At 72.8% G+C, this 17,904-nt stretch carries 18 protein-coding genes; 10 read left to right on the top strand and 8 right to left on the bottom strand.

Annotated elements, in window-relative coordinates; genetic code table 11:
* Positions 1-123: 123 nt before the first annotated feature.
* Positions 124-756 carry a phosphotransferase gene (locus tag OG357_RS23865; protein WP_329623092.1) on the top strand — a complete coding sequence of 211 codons (633 nt, stop codon included), beginning with the start codon at positions 124-126 and terminating at the stop codon, positions 754-756.
* A gap of 3 nt (positions 757-759) precedes the next feature.
* Here the strand turns inward: OG357_RS23865 and OG357_RS23860 are convergent, their stop codons facing one another.
* The 5 genes from OG357_RS23860 to hutU form a co-directional block, all read right to left on the bottom strand.
* Complete coding sequence (locus OG357_RS23860; protein WP_329623091.1) at positions 760-1,533, bottom strand: hypothetical protein; 774 nt, start codon at positions 1,531-1,533, stop codon at positions 760-762.
* Positions 1,534-1,642: 109 nt separating this feature from the next.
* Entirely contained in the window at positions 1,643-2,890 is a 1,248-nt protein-coding gene (gene hutI, locus OG357_RS23855; protein WP_329623090.1) for an imidazolonepropionase, read from the bottom strand.
* A gap of 26 nt (positions 2,891-2,916) precedes the next feature.
* Entirely contained in the window at positions 2,917-4,263 is a 1,347-nt protein-coding gene (locus tag OG357_RS23850) for a formimidoylglutamate deiminase (protein WP_329623089.1), read from the bottom strand.
* Positions 4,254-5,462 carry an allantoate amidohydrolase gene (locus OG357_RS23845; RefSeq protein WP_329625676.1) on the bottom strand — a complete coding sequence of 403 codons (1,209 nt, stop codon included), beginning with the start codon at positions 5,460-5,462 and terminating at the stop codon, positions 4,254-4,256. The genes OG357_RS23850 and OG357_RS23845 overlap by 10 nt, the downstream gene beginning before the upstream one ends.
* 17 nt (positions 5,463-5,479) lie before the next feature.
* A complete protein-coding gene (gene hutU / locus OG357_RS23840) occupies positions 5,480-7,156 on the bottom strand; it encodes a urocanate hydratase (protein WP_329623088.1) in 1,677 nt (558 codons plus the stop codon).
* A 105-nt stretch (positions 7,157-7,261) separates the two neighbouring features.
* On the opposite strand from hutU, the gene OG357_RS23835 reads away from it, so the two are divergent.
* The 6 genes from OG357_RS23835 (at position 7,262) to OG357_RS23810 (ending at position 11,335) form a co-directional block, all read left to right on the top strand.
* The gene (locus OG357_RS23835) at positions 7,262-8,587 is read left to right on the top strand and encodes a diaminopimelate decarboxylase (protein WP_329623087.1); all 1,326 of its coding nucleotides are present in this window, start codon (positions 7,262-7,264) and stop codon (positions 8,585-8,587) included.
* 67 nt (positions 8,588-8,654) lie between these two features.
* Positions 8,655-9,134 carry an SRPBCC family protein gene (locus OG357_RS23830; RefSeq protein ID WP_329623086.1) on the top strand — a complete coding sequence of 160 codons (480 nt, stop codon included), beginning with the start codon at positions 8,655-8,657 and terminating at the stop codon, positions 9,132-9,134.
* A 140-nt stretch (positions 9,135-9,274) separates the two neighbouring features.
* Positions 9,275-9,670, top strand: coding sequence for a hypothetical protein (locus tag OG357_RS23825; protein ID WP_329623085.1), 396 nt, complete (start codon positions 9,275-9,277; stop codon positions 9,668-9,670).
* On the top strand, positions 9,667-10,455 hold the full coding sequence (locus OG357_RS23820) for a transcriptional regulator (RefSeq protein WP_329623084.1): 789 nt from the start codon (positions 9,667-9,669) through the stop codon (positions 10,453-10,455). The genes OG357_RS23825 and OG357_RS23820 overlap by 4 nt, the downstream gene beginning before the upstream one ends.
* Positions 10,456-10,496: 41 nt before the next feature.
* Positions 10,497-10,889, top strand: a complete 393-nt coding sequence (locus tag OG357_RS23815) for a roadblock/LC7 domain-containing protein (protein WP_329623083.1) — start codon at positions 10,497-10,499, stop codon at positions 10,887-10,889.
* A 74-nt stretch (positions 10,890-10,963) separates the two neighbouring features.
* A complete protein-coding gene (locus OG357_RS23810; RefSeq protein ID WP_329623082.1) occupies positions 10,964-11,335 on the top strand; it encodes a hypothetical protein in 372 nt (123 codons plus the stop codon).
* Between the two features lie 15 nt (positions 11,336-11,350).
* Here the strand turns inward: OG357_RS23810 and OG357_RS23805 are convergent, their stop codons facing one another.
* On the bottom strand, positions 11,351-12,202 hold the full coding sequence (locus OG357_RS23805) for a MurR/RpiR family transcriptional regulator (RefSeq protein ID WP_329623081.1): 852 nt from the start codon (positions 12,200-12,202) through the stop codon (positions 11,351-11,353).
* Between the two features lie 350 nt (positions 12,203-12,552).
* On the bottom strand, positions 12,553-13,941 hold the full coding sequence (locus tag OG357_RS23800; protein ID WP_329623080.1) for a cystathionine beta-synthase: 1,389 nt from the start codon (positions 13,939-13,941) through the stop codon (positions 12,553-12,555).
* 121 nt (positions 13,942-14,062) lie between these two features.
* On the opposite strand from OG357_RS23800, the gene OG357_RS23795 reads away from it, so the two are divergent.
* From OG357_RS23795 to OG357_RS23785, 3 genes are all read left to right on the top strand, one after another.
* Positions 14,063-15,094 (top strand): SGNH/GDSL hydrolase family protein, encoded by a 1,032-nt coding sequence (locus OG357_RS23795; protein ID WP_329623079.1) that lies wholly within the window; start codon positions 14,063-14,065, stop codon positions 15,092-15,094.
* A 112-nt stretch (positions 15,095-15,206) separates the two neighbouring features.
* Complete coding sequence (locus OG357_RS23790; RefSeq protein ID WP_317595997.1) at positions 15,207-16,427, top strand: acetyl-CoA C-acetyltransferase; 1,221 nt, start codon at positions 15,207-15,209, stop codon at positions 16,425-16,427.
* A gap of 220 nt (positions 16,428-16,647) precedes the next feature.
* A complete protein-coding gene (locus OG357_RS23785) occupies positions 16,648-17,475 on the top strand; it encodes a hypothetical protein (RefSeq protein WP_443066819.1) in 828 nt (275 codons plus the stop codon).
* A 71-nt stretch (positions 17,476-17,546) separates the two neighbouring features.
* Here OG357_RS23785 and OG357_RS23780 read toward each other — a convergent pair whose 3' ends face one another.
* Positions 17,547-17,876: a hypothetical protein gene (locus tag OG357_RS23780; protein WP_329623077.1), complete on the bottom strand. Its 330-nt coding sequence runs from the start codon at positions 17,874-17,876 to the stop codon at positions 17,547-17,549.
* Positions 17,877-17,904 lie beyond the last annotated feature (28 nt).

Here is a 17,904-nt window from a genome sequence, read left to right as displayed (position 1 = left end):
AGGACAGGACGGTACCGGTCCGAACCCCTCCTCGGCAGGCATACTCGGCCATTCCGTGGCCTCGCTGCGAAGCGGTGGTCGCGTGAGGGTTCTGGTGGACAAGAGGCGGACGGGGCAGGGCAGTTGAAGATCATCGGGCAGGGCAGGACCGCGGACGTCTACGCGCTCGACGAGACGCGGGTGCTGCGGCGGTACCGGGACGGCGACGACGCGACGCGGGAGGCGGGGGTGATGACGCGGCTGGCGGGCCACGGCTATCCGGTTCCGGCGGTGGTACGCGCGGAGGGGCCCGACCTGGTGATGGAGCGCCTCGCCGGGCCGTCGCTCCTGGACGCGCTCCTGGAGGGTGCGTACGAGCCGGAACCGGCGGGCGAACTGATAGCGGAGCTCCTCACCCGTCTGCACGGCCTGCCGGGCTCCCGCCTCCTGCATCTGGACCTGCACCCGGGGAACGTGATGCTCACGGCCTCCGCGGGCCCCGTCGTCATCGACTGGCAGACCGCCGAGGAGGGCCCGCCCGGTCTGGACTGCGCCATGTCGGCGCTGATCCTCGCGGAGGTGGCGGTCTCTCCCGCCCCGTACGCCCCCGGCGCCCGCGCGGGCGTCGCCGCCCTCCTGGCGGCCGTCCGCACCCCGCTGCTCCCCCATCTCACCGCGGCCCGCAGCCGCCGGGCGGCGGACCCGAACCTGACCCCCGACGAGGTGGCCGCCCTGGGGGCTGCGGAGTCCTTCGTGAGGTCCCTGGCGACCGCCTGACGGTCAGGACGCGGTCGCGTCGTCCGCGCCGGGCTTCCGCTTCACCTCGGCCACGTCCACGTCCACCGTCTCCGGTACCCCGAACGGTTCGACAATCACGCCGCCGCCGGTGCCGGTGACCTCCAGGACCAGGTTGTTGCCCATGAACCGGAGGTCGATCCGGGCCCGGGGCGAGCCCGCGTGGTCCGGCATCCGGTGGATGCGCGACGGCGGGTAGTCCAGGGCGGTCAGCTTCGTCCGCAGGGCCGGCTGGTCGGCCGGGCCCGCGCCGTCGAACGCCTCGCGGATGCGCTGGGCGTGCGCGTCACCGGCGCACGTGTCGGTGGCGGTCAGCGGCACCTCCTCGACGGGGCCGGACCTCGTGGGGGCCGGCTCCGGGGAGGACGGCGGCTCGGGGGCGTCCAAGGGGACCGAGAGGTCCCCGGGCTCCTCCGGCTTCGCGCCGTCCGGCAGGTTCTGCGGCGGGGTCGCGTCGTCCGCGGCCGGGTCGGCGGGCGGCTCGGGCAGACCGCCCGGCGCGCAGCCGTCCAGGACGCGGATGAACAGTGCCAGGAAGCGAGTCTCCGGGTCGGAGTGCTTCGCCAGGTCGTCCGACGGGAGCGGCCGCGTCGACGTCGGCGCGGGCGTCGGCTTCGACGTCGGCCGGGCCTCGACGCCCACGGCGGACGCCTTGACCGGGGGCCTGCCGGTGGCGTCCGCCGTACCGCAGGCGGTCAGGGCCATGCTGCCGAGCGCGGCGGCCAGGACGATCTTCGCGAGGCGGTTCGGAGTTCTCATGCGGGAATCATGCGAGCGACCGGGGGTCGCCCACATGAGCACCCCTACTCAACCGCACCCTGGGGCCAATCGGACTGCCGTCCGCCGCTTTTGACGCCTCGCCGGTCCCTCAGGCCACGCGGACGCCCTTGCGCCAGACCTCCGTCACCAGGGGGACGCCCGGGCGGTAGGCCAGGTGGACGGGGGACGGGGCGTCCAGGAAGGTCAGGTCCGCTCGGGCGCCGACCGTCAGGCGGCCCACGTCCGTGCGGCGGAGGGCGGCGGCGCCGCCGGCCGTTGCGGACCAGATCGCCTCGTCGGGGGTCATGCCCATGTCCCGTACCGCGAGGGCGATGCAGAAGGGGACGGAGGACGTGAAGGACGAGCCCGGGTTGCAGTCCGTGGAGAGGGCCACGGTCACGCCCGCGTCCAGGAGGCGGCGGGCGTTCGGCCACTGCGCGCGGGTGGAGAACTCGGCGCCCGGGAGGAGCGTGGCGACCGTGTTGCCGGAGGCCAGGGCATCGACGTCGGCGTCGGTGAGGTGGGTGCAGTGGTCCGCGCTCGCCGCGTCCAGCTCCACCGCCAGCTGCACGCCGGGGCCGTACGTCAGCTGGTTCGCGTGCACCCGGGGGTGCAGGCCCTTCGCCTTGCCCGCGGTGAGGATCGCGCGGGCCTGGTCGCCGTCGAAGGCGCCCTTCTCGCAGAAGACGTCGACCCAACGGGCGTACGGGGCACAGGCGTCGAGCATCTCGCCCGTCACCAGCTCCACATACGCCGCCGGGTCGTCCGCGTAGTCCGGGGAGACGATGTGCGCGCCGAGGTACGTCACCTCGTCCGTGTGCTCGGCCGCGATCCGCAGGGCACGGGCCTCGTCCTCGACCGTCAGGCCGTAGCCGGACTTCGTCTCGAAGGTGGTCGTGCCCTGGCGGAGGGCTTCGCGCAGGTAGCGGGCCACGTTCGCGGAGAGCTCGGCGTCGGAGGCGGCCCTCGTCGCCGCGACCGTGGTGCGGATACCGCCCGCCTTGTACGCCTGGCCCGACATGCGGGCGTTGAACTCGGCGGTGCGGTCGCCCGCGAAGACGAGGTGCGAGTGGGAGTCGACGAAGCCGGGGATCACGGCCCGGCCGGCCGCGTCGACCCTGTTGTCAGTGGCGGGTGTTTTGCTGGTTTCACCGACCCAGACGATGCGGTCGCCGTCGATGACGACGGCCGCGTCCTGGATCAGGCCCAGAGGACTGCCATCACCGAGGGAGGGATCGTTGGTGACGAGACTGGCGATGTTGACGATGGCGGTGGCGGTCGTCGCCACGGCGCTGTTCGCGCTGGTGGGGGCGGAGGTCGCCGCCGGGTTGTTCGTCGCCGCGGGGCCGTTGTTCATGGTGAGAGGTGTCTCCTTCAGCCGTTTCAGCCGTTTCGGCCGTGCAGGGCGGCGATCGAGTCCGCGAGGGCGCCGGCCACGTCCGGTACGGAGTGGTGGACCCCGTCCCGTACGACGTGACGGCCGGCCACGACCGTGTGCCGGACGTCCGCTGCCGACGCGGCGAATACCGCCGTCTCGGCTGCCAGACGCGGTACCGGTCCCGCTGTCCTGACCGTGTCCAGCGCGATCGTCGTGAAGTCGGCGAGCGCGCCGGTCTCCAGGGTGCCCGCGTCCGCCCAGCCGAGGGCCGCGTGGCCGTCGGTGGAGGCGGCCCTGAGCAGGGCGGCGGCCGTCCAGTGGCCGCGGGTGCGGGTGCGCAGGCGCTCGTTCAGCTCCATGGCCCGCGCCTCTTCCAGGAGGTCGATGACCGCATGGCTGTCGCTGCCCAGGGAGAGCGGGGAGCCGGCGCGCTGGAGGGCGACCGCCGGGCCGATGCCGTCCGCGAGGTCGCGTTCGGTCGTCGGGCACATGCAGGTGCCGGTCGTCGACGTGCCGAGGAGGGCGATGTCCGTGTCCGTCAGGTGCGTGTTGTGGACGCCCGTGGTGCGGGGGCCGAGGACGCCGTGCTCGGCGAGGAGCTGGGTGGGGGTGAGGCCGTGCGCCGCGAGGCAGGCGTCGTTCTCGGCGGTCTGCTCCGACAGATGGACGTGGAGGGGGGCTTCCCTGTCCTGCGCCCACTGGGCGACCGTGGCGAGCTGGTCCGCCGGGACCGCCCGTACGGAGTGGATCGCCGCTCCGATGCGTACGCCGTCCCGCTCCTTGAGGGCGGACACGCGCTCGGCCCACCGCTCGGCGGTGCCGTCCGTGAAGCGGAGCTGGTGCTTGTCGGGCGCGGCGCCGAAGCCGGAGGAGAGGTAGGCGGTGTCGAGGAGGGTGATGCGGATGCCCGCCTCGGCCGCCGCGGCGATCAGGGCCTCGCCCATCGCGTTGGGGTCGGCGTACGGGCTGCCGCCGGGCGCGTGGTGCAGGTAGTGGAACTCGCCGACGGAGGTGACGCCGGCGAGCGCCATCTCCGCGTACACGGCGCGGGCGAGGGCGAAGTAGCTGTCGGGGGTGAGGCGCTGGGCGACGGTGTACATCACCTCGCGCCAGGTCCAGAAGGTGCCGGAGCCGACCTGGACCGTGCCGCGCAGGGCGCGGTGGAAGGCGTGCGAGTGGGCGTTGGAAAGGCCCGGGATCGTCAGACCGCGGAGGACGACCGCGCCCGGGGGCGGGGTGTCGACCCCGGTGCGTACGGCGGTGATGCGGCCGTCCGACACCTCGAGGACCACGCCCGGCTCGACGTTCGTGTCGAGCCAGGCGTGCTCCAGCCAGTACGTCGTCAGCGACACGCCAGGCCCTCCAGTACGTCGGCGAGTGCGAGGACCCCGGCCGCGCAGTCGTCCTCGGCCGCGAATTCGGCCGGGGAGTGCGAGACGCCGGTGGGGTTCCGTACGAACAGCATGGCGGTCGGGATCGATTCGGAGAGGATTCCCGCGTCGTGTCCCGCGCCCGTGCCGAGGACGGGGACCTTCCCGGTGGACCCGGTCTTCTCGCCCAGGAGGCGGGACAGCTCGTCCCGCAGCGTGTGCGAGAAGTCCACGATCGGGGTGAAGGACTCCTGGACGACCGTGAGGTCGATGCCGTGGCGGTCGGCGTAGGCGCGGGCCTCCGCCTCGATGCCCGTGACGACCTTGTCCAGGGCGCCCTGGTCGGCGGCGCGGGCGTCGAGCCAGCCGCGGACGAGGGACGGGATCGCGTTGACGCCGTTCGGCTCGACCGCGATCTTGCCGAAGGTGGCGACGGCTCCCGCGAGTTCGGCCTCGCGGCGGGCGGCGAGGACCGTCTCCGCGTAGGTGAGCATCGGGTCGCGGCGGTCGACGAGCCGGGTGGTGCCGGCGTGGTTGGCCTCGCCGGCGAAGTCGTACCGCCAGCGGCCGTGCGGCCAGATCGCGGAGGCGAGGCCGACGGCGTCCCCGGACAGGTCCAGGGCCCGGCCCTGCTCGACGTGCAGCTCGACGAAGGCGCCGATGCGGGCCAGCCGCTCCGGGTCGGGGCCGATGGCGTCCGGGTCGTAACCGGCCGCCTCCATGGCCTGCGGGAGGGTGATCCCGTCGGCGTCGCGGAGCTCGTACGCCTGCTCCTTCGTCAGCCGGCCCGCGGTGAGGCGGGAGCCGACGCAGGCGAGGCCGAAGCGGGCGCCCTCCTCGTCGCCGAAGTTGACGATGGCGAGGGGTCGCCGGAACACGGCCCCGCGGGAGCGGAGTTCGTCGAGCGCGGCGAAGGCGGACACGACGCCGAGGGGGCCGTCGAAGGCGCCGCCGTCGGGGACGGAGTCCAGGTGGGAGCCGGTGACGACGGCGTCACCGGCGGTGGGGTCGCCGAGCCAGGCCCACTGGTTGCCGTTGCGGTCGGTCTCGACGTCCAGGCGGCGGGCCTCGGCCTGCATCCGGAACCAGAGCCGGCAGTCGGCGTCGGCGCCGGTCCAGGCGTAGCGGCGGTAGCCGCCCGAGGCGTCGCTGCGGCCGATGGGCCGCAGCGACTGCCACATGGCGTGGAAGGTGGCGCTCACGCCGAGGCCTCGTCGTCGGAGCCCTCGCGCATCGGGACGCGGACGCCCTTCTCGTCGGCGACGCGCTCCGCGATGTCGTAGCCCGCGTCGACGTGGCGGATGACGCCCATGCCGGGGTCGTTGGTGAGCACGCGGCGGATCTTCTCGCCGGCCAGCGGGGTGCCGTCGGCGACCGTGACCTGGCCCGCGTGGATGGAGCGGCCCATGCCGACGCCGCCGCCGTGGTGGATGGAGACCCAGGAGGCGCCGGAGGCGACGTTGACCATGGCGTTGAGGAGCGGCCAGTCGGCGATGGCGTCGGAGCCGTCGAGCATGGCCTCGGTCTCGCGGTACGGGGAGGCCACCGAGCCGCAGTCCAGGTGGTCGCGGCCGATCGCGAGGGGCGCGGCGAGGGTGCCGTTGCCGACCATGTCGTTGAACATGTCGCCGGCCTTGTCGCGCTCGCCCTGGCCGAGCCAGCAGATGCGCGCCGGGAGGCCCTGGAAGTGGACGCGCTCGCCGGCCATCTTGATCCAGCGGTGGAGGGACTCGTTCTCCGGGAAGAGGTCGAGCAGCGCCTTGTCCGTCTTGTGGATGTCGCTCGCCTCGCCCGAGAGCGCGGCCCAGCGGAACGGGCCCTTGCCCTCGCAGAACAGCGGGCGGATGTAGGCGGGGACGAAGCCGGGGAAGGCGAACGCCCGGTCGTAGCCGGCCAGCTGGGCCTCGCCGCGGATCGAGTTGCCGTAGTCGAAGACCTCGGCGCCGGCGTCCATGAAGCCGACCATGGCCTCGACGTGCTTGGCCATCGACTCGCGGGCGCGGGTGGTGAAGCCGGCCGGGTCCTTGGCGGCGGCGTCGGCCATGTCCTCGAAGGCGACGCCGACCGGCAGGTAGGCCAGCGGGTCGTGGGCCGAGGTCTGGTCCGTGACGATGTCGATCGGGGCGCCCTCGGCGAGCATCTGCGGGAGCAGCTCGGCGGCGTTGCCGAGGAGGCCGATGGAGAGCGGGCGGCGGGCGTCGCGCGCCTCGGTGGCCAGCTGGAGCGCGTGGGCGAGGTTGTCGGCCTTCACGTCCAGGTAGCGGTGCTCGATGCGGCGCTCGATGGCGCGCGGGTCGACGTCGATGCAGATCGCGACGCCGTCGTTCATCGTCACGGCGAGCGGCTGGGCGCCGCCCATGCCGCCGAGGCCGGCGGTGAGGGTGATCGTGCCGGCCAGGGTGCCGTTGAACTTCTTGGCGGCGACGGCGGCGAAGGTCTCGTACGTGCCCTGGAGGATGCCCTGGGTGCCGATGTAGATCCAGGAGCCGGCGGTCATCTGGCCGTACATGGTGAGGCCGAGCTGCTCCAGGCGCCGGAACTCCTCCCAGTTCGCCCAGTCGCCGACCAGGTTGGAGTTGGCGATGAGGACGCGCGGGGCCCACTCGTGGGTCTGCATGACGCCGACGGGACGGCCGGACTGGACGAGCATCGTCTCGTCCTGCTTCAGGGTGCGCAGGGTGCGGACCATGGCGTCGTACGAGCGCCAGTCGCGGGCGGCCTTGCCGGTGCCGCCGTAGACGACGAGCTTGTCGGGGTGCTCGGCGACCTCGGGGTCGAGGTTGTTCTGGAGCATCCGGAGGGCGGCTTCCTGCTGCCATCCCAGGGCGCTCAGTTCCGTACCGCGTGCTGCTCGGACGGGGCGGGGTCCTGACATGGGGGTGCCTCCTCGAATGTCGATCAGATATTCACATCTTGGCGCGCTGAATAGTTGTAGTCAACAGGGCGGGTGTCACCCGTCCCGGTGAGTCGGGATGGTGGGATGGACCGCATGGCCTCCTACCGTCGTGATCTCGCCGTCCGAGCCTCCGTCGACCAGGGACTCCTCTCCGCCGCCGAGCCGGTCGTCGCGCTCCTCGACACCACCGGCATCCGCGCCTCCGCCGCAGCCCTGACCAGTGCTTTCGCCGCCGTCACCGACGCCCACGTCCTCCATGCCTTCGCCGTCAAGGCCGCCCCGCTCGTCCCCGTCCTGCGCCTCCTCCACGACGCGGGGCTCGGTGTCGAGGTCGCCAGCCCCGGCGAGCTCGCCCTCGCCCGCGCCGCCGGGATCCCGCCCACCCACACCGTGCTCGACTCCCCCGCCAAGACCCCGGCCGAGCTGCGCCAGGCCCTCGCGCTCGGGATCGCCGTCAACGCCGACAACCTCCAGGAGCTGGACCGCCTCGACGCGCTCGTCGCCTCCGCGCCCACCGCCTCGCCCCTCGGACTCCGGGTGAACCCGCAGGTCGGAGCCGGTTCCATCGGCGCGCTCTCGACCGCGACCGCCACCTCCAAGTTCGGTGTGGCCCTCCGCGACGAGGGCGCCCGCGCCGGCGTCGTCCAGGCCTTCCTGGACCGGCCGTGGCTGACCCGGCTGCACACCCACACCGGCTCCCAGGGCGTCCCGCTCGCCCTGATGGCCGAAGGCGTCGGGGAGGCCTACGCCCTCGCCGAGGAGATCAACCACAAGGCGGGCCGGCAGCAGATCGACACCCTCGACATCGGCGGCGGCCTGCCGGTCAACTTCACCTCCGACGAGGAGACGCCGACGTACGCCGAGTACGCCCGGCTGCTCGCCGACACCGTCCCCGGCCTCCTCGACGGCCGCTACCGGCTCGTCACCGAGTTCGGCCGCTCCCTGCTCGCCAAGCACGGCACGGTCCTCGCCCGGGTGGAGTACACCAAGACCGCCGGGGGCCGCCCGATCGCCGTCACCCACGCGGGCGTCCAGCTCGCCACCCGTACGGTCTACGCCCCCGACTCCTGGCCGCTGCGGATCCTCGCGTACGACGCCGAGGGCCGCCCCCGCGCCGGGGACGTCACCGTCCAGGACGTGGCGGGCCCCGCCTGCTTCGCCGGGGACCTGCTCGCCACCGGCCGGAAGCTGCCGCTGCTGCACCCCGGCGACGTCGTGGCCGTCCCGGACACCGGCGCGTACTACTTCGCCCACCACTACGCGTACAACAGCCTGCCCCGGCCCGGGATCCACGGCTTCACGGTGGCCGAGGACGGGGCGGTCACCTTCTCGACGGTACGGAGGCCCCAGACGCTCGACGAGATCGTCGCGGAGGCGGGCGGGGCACACGCGAACGCCCTCGTCGGGTAGCGCGGGCGGGGCACACAAACGCACCCGTCGGGTAGCGCGGGCGCGGCGCCCCGGCTTCGATGAGGACATGACTGGAACGGGTTCGGACACCACCTCCGTCGTCGTCGAGCGCCGGGTCGCCGCCTCCCCCGGCCGCGTCTGGGAGGCGATCACCGACCTCCGGGACATGCCCCGCGTCCTCTCGGGCGTCGAGAAGGTCGAGGTGCTCACCGAAGGCGGCTTCGGCGTGGGCACGCGCTGGCGCGAGACGCGGCGGATGCTGGGCAAGGAGGCCACCGAGGAGATGACCGTGACCGAGTGCGTGCCGCCCGACCGGTACGTCACGGTCGCCGACTCGCACGGCATGCACTACGTCTCCGAGCTCACCCTCAAGGCCGACGGCGACGCGGGCACCACCCTGCGCATGACCTTCTCGGCCCGGCCGGCGAGCGACCGCACCCCCGGATTCGTCACCCGGCTGCTCGCCCGCTTCGGCGCGAAGGCCGTCGCCAAGGCGCTCAAGAAGGACCTGACCGACATCGCGAACGCCGTCGAGTCCCGCGCCTGACGCAAACGGATCGGTCAATTCCCGCCACCGTCCGGCATGTTCCGATGGAAAATGCCAGAACACCCCCCGCAGGCCGGAACGTTCAGTAACGTCACCGTCACCGCCGTTCGTTCGCGCGCCGTATCGGGAGGGGAATCCGCGTGCCCGGAATCGACGAGTGCCTGCTGGAGGCCATGGCCCTGCCAGGCGCTCGCGGAGCCTCCCTGGTCGACTGGACCAGCGGGCTCGCGCTCGGGACGGCGGGCGAGTCCCCCACCGGGGACCATGAGACCACGGCCGCCGAGACCGCCGAACTTGCGCGGGCGGCAGCCGAGTTCGACTCCTTCGCGACGACGGGGGAAGGGACTCCCCCGCCCGGCCCGCCCGTCGAGGACCTGATCGTCACCACCCACGTCGGCTACCACGTCCTCCGCTTCGTCGAGACCTCCTTCGACAGCAGCGTCTTCCTCCACCTCTGGCTCGACCGGGACCAGGGCAACCTCGCCCTCGCCCGCATACGCCTCCGCGACCTCGCCGAGAGGCTGGTCCTCGGATGAGCCCCGTCGCCGCACCACCCGCACCACCGGTCTCCCCGATGCTGGTCCGGCTCGCCGCCGAGAAGGCCACCGGCGCGCTGCTGCGCGACCACGGCACGCTGTACCTCGTCGACGGCCGCGTCGTGCACGCCGAGAGCCCCGCCGCCCCCGGCGTCGACGTCCTCCTGACCACCGGCGGGCGCCTGCCCCGCGAAGGCTGGGACGAGGCCGTCGACCGCGCCGGCGCCCACCGCGCCGTCGGCCGCTTCCTCGTCGACAGCGGCCGGCTGCACGACGGCGAGCTGGAGATCTGCCACCTCGGCGCCGTCTTCGACGCCGCCTTCTTCGCCCTCTCCCCCACCAGTGGACCGACCCGCTTCCGGTACGGGGTCGGGCACTGGTTCGGCACGGTGCGGCCGGTCTCCGCCGAGGCCGTCGAGCGCGAGACCGTACGCCGCCGTGAACTCCTCGACGCCGTCTGGCCGTACGCCTCCGTCGACAGCGCCCCCGTCGTGCCGCGCCCCGCCGCCCCCGGCCAGACCGTCGGGGCCCGGCAGCGCGCCCTGCTCGCCCTCGCCGACGGGGTGCGGCCCCCGGCGGAGCTCGCCCGGCTGCTCGGCCGCCCCGCCTTCCACACGCTCCTCGACGTCCGGCGGCTCGCCGCGGCCGGACTCGTCGAGACCCCGCCGGAACCCGGCCCCGACCCCGTACCGCCCCCGCAACCGCTCCTGGCGGCTCCGCAGGTGGCCGACCCCGACATCGCCCTGCTGCGCCGGCTCCGTGACGCCCTGGAGGCACATCTGTGATGAGACGTGCCCTGCGCCTGCGCGCCGAGAGGAGACAGCTCATGACTGCGGAAACAGAGGTCCTCGGCGAACTCAGACGGCTGCGGGCCCGGCTGCCCCAGCTGACCGGAGCCCTCGCCGCCAGCGCCGACGGCCTCGTCCTCGCCCACGACACCGTCGACGGCGAGGCGGAGAGCGTGGCCGCGCTGACGGCGGCGGCGCTCGGCGTCGGCCAGCGGCTGACCGACTGCACGGGCCAGGGCCGCTTCCGCGAGCTCCTCGTCCGCGGCGAGAGCGGTTACGTGGCGACGTACGCGGCGGGCGGCGCGGCCGTCCTGACGCTGCTCGCGGAGCCCCGGATCAACGTGGGACGGCTCCACCTGGAGGCCCGCAGGTCCAGCACCCGGATAGGCGAACTCGTCGACGGGGCGCTGGAGCGCAAGGACCTGATCTGACCCGAAGTCCGAAGCAGCTCAAGAAGAACACACAGCAGAACACGCAGCAGAACACGAAAAGGAAGTGCGACACCATGGCGAACACCGAGACCTCCCTCAAGGAAGCCGCCTCGATCGAGGGCGCCATCGGCGCTGCGCTCGTCGACTACACGAGCGGCATGGCGCTCGGCACCATCGGCGGCGGCAAGGAGCTCGACCTGAACGTGGCCGCGGCGGGCAACACCGACGTGGTCCGGGCCAAGGTCCGGGCGATGGAGATGCTCGGCCTCGGCGACGAGATCGAGGACATCCTCATCACCCTCGGCCGGCAGTACCACCTGATCCGGCTGCTCAGGAGCCAGGGCGCGAACGGCCTGTTCCTGTACCTGGCCCTGGACAAGGAGCGCGCGAACCTCGCGATGGCCCGCCACCAGCTCAAGAAGATCGCGACCGAGCTCCAGGTCTGACGGCCCGAAGACGCCTCACTCGACGAACAGGCCCCGCGCCGCCGCCTTCGTGTCGAACTCCTCCAGGCGCGCCTGCGCGTCCGGGAGTTCGTCCGCCATGGCCTCCAGGAGGACCCGGCCGAGCATCATCGGCGCGCAGGCGGTGTCGAAGGCGAGCCCCGTGCCGACGGCGGCCGGGATCAGCAGGTCGCTGTGGGCGGCGACGGGCGCGAACGCCGAGTCGGCGACGGCCACGACCGTGAGTCCGGCCGCCCGCGCGTACTCCAGGGCCTCGACGACCTCCCGGGGGTGCCGGGGCAGGGCAAAGCAGAGCAGCGCCGTGGCCCCGGCCCGTACGGCCGCGTCGACGCGGTCCGTGAGCATCGAGCCGCCCTCGTCGAGGAGCCGGACGTCGGGGTGCACCTTGGCGGCGAAGTAGGCGAAGCCGCGCGCCTGCGAGGAGGCGGCCCGCAGGCCGAGGACGAGCAGCGGGCGGGAGGAGGCGAGGACCCGGCCGGCCCGCTCGACGGGCTTCGGGTCGGCGAGCAGCCCGGCCAGGTGCCGGAGGTTCTCGATCTCGGCGAGCACGGCCTGCTGGTACTCGTTGTGGCCCTCGCCGCCCTTCTCCGCGGCGGTGGCGCCGGGCTCCGGGGGCGCGACCTCCCGCAGATGGCGGCGGAGCGCCGGGTACCCGTCGAAGCCGAGGGCGACGGCGAAGCGGGTGACGGAGGGCTGGCTGACCCCGGCGAGCTCGGCGAGCTCGACGCTCGACAGGAACGGCACGTCGGCGGCGCGCCGCACCATGCAGTGCGCGATGCGCCGCTGCGTCGGCGTCAGCCGGTGCCCCTCGAAGAGCGCCTGCAGCCGTCCGGCCGGGCTGTCGCTCATGCCGTCCGTCCCCCTTCCGCCTATTCACCCACGAATAACTCTGCATAAGGATATGCAGCCGGGTGCCGGGAGGGGAACGGGCGAGGGAAGGGAAGAGTGGCGCGGGGACCGCCGCACCCCCGGTGAAGGGGGGCGGGACGACGGCGGTCCCCGCGTGGGACACGGGCCCGGGTCAGGGCCGGTCTCCGCGTCCGCGGCGTCTGTGGAGGCCCGGGAGCCGCTCCGGAAGTCCGTGACGCCGACGACCACCAATGTGCCGGACGCGTGTTAAGCGGGTGCTGCGGGTACGTGTCGCCCTCGTACCAGTTGTACGAACGGCTTCACGCACCCCGCACCGCCGGTCGAGCGGACTACTTCGCGCCGCCGTTGGCCAGGAAGGCCAGCAGGTCCTGGCGGCTGACGACACCGGTCGGCTTGCCCTCGACCAGGACGATCGCCGCGTCGGAGGCCTCGCCGAGGACGGACATCAGGTCGGCGACGGGCTCGCCGGAGCCGACCTGCGGCAGCGGTGCGCTCATGTGGCGCTCCAGCGGGTCCTCCAGGGAGGCCCGCTTCGTGAAGAGCGCGTCGAGGAGCTCGCGCTCGACGACCGAGCCGACGACCTCGGCGGCCATCACGTCGGGGTGGCCGGCGCCGGGCTTGACGATGGGCATCTGGGAGACGCCGTACTCGCGCAGCACCTCGATGGCCTGGCCGACGGTCTCGTCCGGGTGCATGTGGACGAGGGAGGGCATGACGCCCTCCTTGTGGCGCAGGACGTCCGCGACGGTGGCGGTGGAGGTGTCCTCCAGGAAGCCGTGTCCGGCCATCCACTCGTCGCTGAAGATCTTGGACATGTAGCCGCGGCCGGAGTCCGGGAGCAGCACCACGACGACGTCGTCGGGGCCCAGCTCCTTGGCGACCTCGAGGGCGGCGACCACGGCCATGCCGCAGGAGCCGCCGACGAGCAGGCCCTCCTCCTTGGCGAGGCGGCGGGTCATCTGGAACGAGTCCTTGTCGGACACGGCGACGATCCGGTCCGTGACGTTCCGGTCGTACGCGGTCGGCCAGAAGTCCTCGCCGACGCCCTCGACCAGGTACGGCCGGCCGGAGCCGCCCGAGTAGACGGAGCCCTCGGGGTCGGCGCCGATGACCTTGACGGAGCCGCCGCTGACCTCCTTGAGGTAGTTGCCGGTGCCGGAGATGGTGCCGCCGGTGCCGACGCCCGCCACGAAGTGGGTGATCTTCCCGTCCGTCTGCTCCCAGAGCTCGGGACCGGTGGTCTCGTAGTGGGAGCGCGGGTTGTTCGGGTTGGAGTACTGGTCGGGCTTCCAGGCACCGGCCGTCTCACGGACGAGCCGGTCCGAGACGTTGTAGTACGAGTCCGGGTGCTCGGGATCCACGGCGGTGGGGCAGACGACGACCTCGGCGCCGTACGCCCGCAGCACGTTGATCTTGTCGAGGGACACCTTGTCGGGGCAGACGAAGATGCACTTGTAGCCCTTCTGCTGGGCCACGATCGCGAGGCCGACGCCGGTGTTCCCGGACGTGGGCTCGACGATGGTGCCGCCGGGCTTGAGCGCGCCGCTCTGCTCGGCCGCCTCGATCATGCGGACGGCGATGCGGTCCTTGACCGAGCCGCCCGGGTTGAAGTACTCGACCTTGGCCAGGACGGTTGCCTGGATACCCGCCGTGACGTTGTTGAGCTTCACCAGCGGGGTGTTGCCGACGAGGCTGATCATCGAGTCGTGGAATTGCACCGTAATCTCCGGGGTCTCCGTAATGGTGTGGCCAGCGTATGCGTAGTCGGAGCGGCTTACGGGGCAGTTAGACCCTGAACGGCTTGAAGACCCCGAACGGTTCGAGGAGGTGACGGCCCCGATGTCGAGGGCGAGGGTGGCACGGCGGATCGCGGCGGGTGCGGCCTACGGCGGCGGGAGCATCGGTCTCCTCGGCGTGGCCGCGGTCGGGCTCCTGCTGACCGAGATGCAGCTGGCCAAGAGGTCGGTGGGGAACGGGACGGCGCCCCTGCCGCCGGTGTCGGACGGCCTCTACGGCCGTTCCTTCGGTACGGAGGGGCCCCTGCGACTGGCCCTTCTGGGTGATTCCACGGCGGCGGGCCAGGGGGTGCGCCGCGCGGGTCAGACGCCGGGCGCGCTGCTCGCCTCGGGGCTCGCGGCGGTGGCGGAGCGGCCGGTGGTCCTGCGGAACGTGGCGCTGTCAGGGGCGCGCTCGGACGACCTGGAGCGCCAGGTGTCGCTGCTCCTCGCCCAGCCGGTGGGGGTGCCCGACGTCTGCGTGATCATGATCGGCGCGAACGACGTGACGCACCGGATGCCGCCCACGGAGTCGGTGCGGCACCTCGCGGCGGCAGTGCGGCGGCTGCGGACGGCGGGTGCGGAGGTGGTGGTCGGGACCTGCCCGGACCTGGGGACGATCGAACCGGTCTACCAGCCGCTGCGCTGGCTGGCCCGGCGGGCCTCACGGCAGCTGGCGGCGGCGCAGACGATCGTGGTGGTGGAGCAGGGCGCGCGGACGGTGTCGCTGGGCGATCTGCTCGGACCCGAGTTCGCGGCGAATCCGCGCGAGATGTTCGGGGTGGACAACTTCCACCCGTCGGCGGAGGGGTACGCGACGGCGGCGATGGCGGTGCTGCCGACGCTGTGCGCGTCGCTCGGCGTGTGGCCGGAAACCGACCGGCTGGAGCCGGCGCGGCGGGAGAACATCCTGCCGGTGGCGAAGGCGGCGGCCGAGGCCGCGAAGGAGGCGGGCACGGAGGTCACGGGCGCGCGTGCGCCGTGGGCCCTCCTGAAGCACCGCCGGAGGCGGCGGCTACCGGTAGCCGGGGACGCCGAAGCGGTCAAGGAGGAACCGGCCGACACCACCCCGTCGACGGAGACTCCAGCCAACTGAGCGTACGCTTAGAAAAGAGGTTCTCATCACACGTCCGGGCCGGTGACCGCATGCGGTACGTACGGGTAACTTCCCTTTCAGTCCGCTCACTCCGCACCCTCATGGAGCCGTGATGCCCGAAGCCGTGATCGTCTCGACCGCCCGCTCTCCCATCGGACGGGCCTTCAAGGGCTCCCTCAAGGATCTGCGGCCGGACGACCTCACCGCGACCATCATCCAGGCCGCCCTGGCCAAGGTGCCCGAGCTCGACCCCCGCGACATCGACGACCTGATGCTGGGCTGCGGTCTGCCCGGCGGCGAGCAGGGCAACAACCTGGGCCGGATCGTCGCCGTGCAGATGGGCATGGACCACCTGCCGGGCTGCACGGTCACCCGCTACTGCTCCTCCTCGCTCCAGACCTCCCGCATGGCGCTGCACGCCATCAAGGCCGGCGAGGGCGACGTCTTCATCTCGGCCGGTGTCGAGATGGTGTCCCGCTTCGTGAAGGGCAATTCGGACTCGCTGCCCGACACGCACAACCCCTTCTTCGCCGACGCCGAGGCCCGCACCGCCGAGGTCGCCGCCTCCGAGGGCTCCGCTTGGCACGACCCGCGCGAGGACGGCATCGTCCCGGACGCGTACATCGCGATGGGCCAGACCGCCGAGAACCTGGCCCGCTGGAAGGGCATCAGCCGCCAGGAGATGGACGAGTTCGGCGTACGGTCGCAGAACCTCGCCGAGCAGGCCATCAAGAACGGCTTCTGGGAGCGCGAGATCACCCCCGTGACGCTGCCGGACGGCACCGTCGTCTCCGGCGACGACGGCCCGCGCGCCGGCGTCACCCTGGAGGGCGTGCAGGGCCTCAAGCCGGTCTTCCGCCCCGACGGCCTGGTCACCGCCGCCAACTGCTGCCCGCTGAACGACGGCGCCGCCGCGCTCGTGATCATGTCGGACACGAAGGCCCGCGAGCTCGGTCTGACCCCGCTCGCCCGCATCGTCTCCACCGGCGTATCCGGCCTCTCCCCCGAGATCATGGGCCTCGGCCCGGTCGAGGCGTCGAAGCAGGCCCTCAAGCGCGCCGGCCTGACCATCGGCGACATCGACCTGGCCGAGATCAACGAGGCCTTCGCCGCCCAGGTCATCCCGTCCTACCAGGACCTGGGCCTGGACCTGGACAAGGTGAACGTCAACGGCGGCGCGATCGCCGTCGGCCACCCCTTCGGCATGACGGGCGCCCGCATCACCGGCACCCTCATCAACAGCCTCCAGTTCCACGACAAGCAGTTCGGCCTGGAGACCATGTGCGTCGGCGGCGGTCAGGGCATGGCCATGGTCATCGAGCGCCTCTCCTAACCGCTCCGCGTCCGAGCCGTGACCGAATCTCCCCCAGGATGTGACCTACGTCCCGGGGGAGTTCATTTTCCCAGGTCAGAGCCCTTTCGGGACTAAACACCCGGCCGAAATACCTGTCCAATTCGTGACGTAATGCACTGACAGCAGGCACCACCCCAGGACAAGCTGATGTAGGAAGTCGGGGGATCGACTCGGAATCGGGAGTACGTCAGTGAGCGCCATGTCTCTTGCCCTGCTGCTGACCACGGCCGCTGCCACGGCCGTGGGCGCTGCTGCCCTGCACGCCGTCCACGGTCTCCGCAAGGAGGTCACCGGCCTCCGCACTGAGCTGGCGGCCGCCCGCGGCGTCACGGTCCCCGCGGCGCGCGCCACGCCCGCCGCGGAGATACGGGCCGCGGTCGCCGAGGCGCTGGCCGAGGAACGCGAGCGTGAGCTCGCGGAGGCCCGTGCCTTCTGGGCCGCGCAGGAGGCCCGTGACGCGGCCGACGCCCCGTCCCTGCTCGGCGGGCTCGGCGGCCCGGTCGAGGACGGCGCCTTCTTCGTCCCGCGCCAGGCCGACTTCGTGGGCCTGGAGGCGATGGCCCTGGAGGCCATGGAGGCGGAGGCCGCCGCGCTCGACGGCGTGGCCGACTTCGCCGACCCGCTGGACGAGTTCCCCGAGGACTCCGCGGAGCTGGCCGCGGCCCGCCGCCGCCACCCCTCGCACCCGGACTTCGTGCCGGTGCAGACCCCGGTCGTCACCGACCACGAGCGGACGGTGGCCCGCCTCGAGGAGCTCGCGGACACCCGCACGGCGCTGACCGACGTGCGCCCCGGCCCGCTCGGCACCCTGGACGTGTACGTCTTCGCGGACGGCACGACGCTCTGTATGACCCCCGGACACCGCGAGACCGCGGAGCGCCTCGCCGAGGCCCTGCGCGCGGGCCGCGCCCCGGTGCTGCTCGGCGGCTCGGGCGTCTCGGGCGCCTTCGCGCTCACCTTCTCGTACGGCGACACGGACGAGGAGAACGTCTACATCCTGGCGGACCGCGTCATCGCCTCGCTGTAGCCCCCACAAGACCCCACAACCCCCACAACCCTCACAGCAGGGCGGCGTCAGCCTCTGGAGCCCCGGAGGCCTCAGAGCCCCGAGCGCTCCGCCGCCTCACGTACCAGTCTCACGGCCTCGCCCAGTTCCCCCTCGCGGGAATCGGCCGGGGCCGTTCGCAGGATCTCCGCCAGGTCGTTCCCGGCGACGACGAGCTGGTCGGCGACGGTGAAGACCCCCGCGTCCGGCATCGTCAGCGGCTCCCGCTCCGGGTTCTCGGCGCGCTGGGCGCGCACCGCGAGCTCCCGGGCGAGCGCGAGCCCCTCGGCCGCGGCCCCGCGCTGGAGGCGGCTCTGCGGGGCGGCTCGCAGCCGGTCGGCGAAGCGCTCGACGGCGGCGGTCAGTTCACTCGTATCGCGCACCCCGTCACCCTACGCGCCGCCCGGCAAC

The sequence above is a fragment of the Streptomyces sp. NBC_01255 genome, assembly GCF_036226445.1.
Classification (GTDB): domain Bacteria; phylum Actinomycetota; class Actinomycetes; order Streptomycetales; family Streptomycetaceae; genus Streptomyces.
The sequence above is the reverse complement of the archived record's forward strand: the minus strand, read 5'-3'. Positions and strand labels throughout refer to the sequence as shown.

Bases quoted from the DNA above. Each gene is read 5' to 3' on its own strand.
- OG357_RS23860 (WP_329623091.1), bottom strand. From the start codon at position 1,533: ATGAGAACTCCGAACCGCCTCGCGAAGATCGTCCTGGCCGCCGCGCTC.
- hutI (WP_329623090.1), bottom strand. From the start codon at position 2,890: ATGAACAACGGCCCCGCGGCGACGAACAACCCGGCGGCGACCTCCGCC.
- OG357_RS23845 (WP_329625676.1), bottom strand. From the start codon at position 5,462: ATGTGGCAGTCGCTGCGGCCCATCGGCCGCAGCGACGCCTCGGGCGGC.
- hutU (WP_329623088.1), bottom strand. From the start codon at position 7,156: ATGTCAGGACCCCGCCCCGTCCGAGCAGCACGCGGTACGGAACTGAGC.
- OG357_RS23835 (WP_329623087.1), top strand. From the start codon at position 7,262: ATGGACCGCATGGCCTCCTACCGTCGTGATCTCGCCGTCCGAGCCTCC.
- OG357_RS23830 (WP_329623086.1), top strand. From the start codon at position 8,655: ATGACTGGAACGGGTTCGGACACCACCTCCGTCGTCGTCGAGCGCCGG.
- OG357_RS23820 (WP_329623084.1), top strand. From the start codon at position 9,667: ATGAGCCCCGTCGCCGCACCACCCGCACCACCGGTCTCCCCGATGCTG.
- OG357_RS23815 (WP_329623083.1), top strand. From the start codon at position 10,497: ATGACTGCGGAAACAGAGGTCCTCGGCGAACTCAGACGGCTGCGGGCC.
- OG357_RS23810 (WP_329623082.1), top strand. From the start codon at position 10,964: ATGGCGAACACCGAGACCTCCCTCAAGGAAGCCGCCTCGATCGAGGGC.
- OG357_RS23805 (WP_329623081.1), bottom strand. From the start codon at position 12,202: ATGAGCGACAGCCCGGCCGGACGGCTGCAGGCGCTCTTCGAGGGGCAC.
- OG357_RS23795 (WP_329623079.1), top strand. From the start codon at position 14,063: ATGTCGAGGGCGAGGGTGGCACGGCGGATCGCGGCGGGTGCGGCCTAC.
- OG357_RS23790 (WP_317595997.1), top strand. From the start codon at position 15,207: ATGCCCGAAGCCGTGATCGTCTCGACCGCCCGCTCTCCCATCGGACGG.
- OG357_RS23785 (WP_443066819.1), top strand. From the start codon at position 16,648: ATGTCTCTTGCCCTGCTGCTGACCACGGCCGCTGCCACGGCCGTGGGC.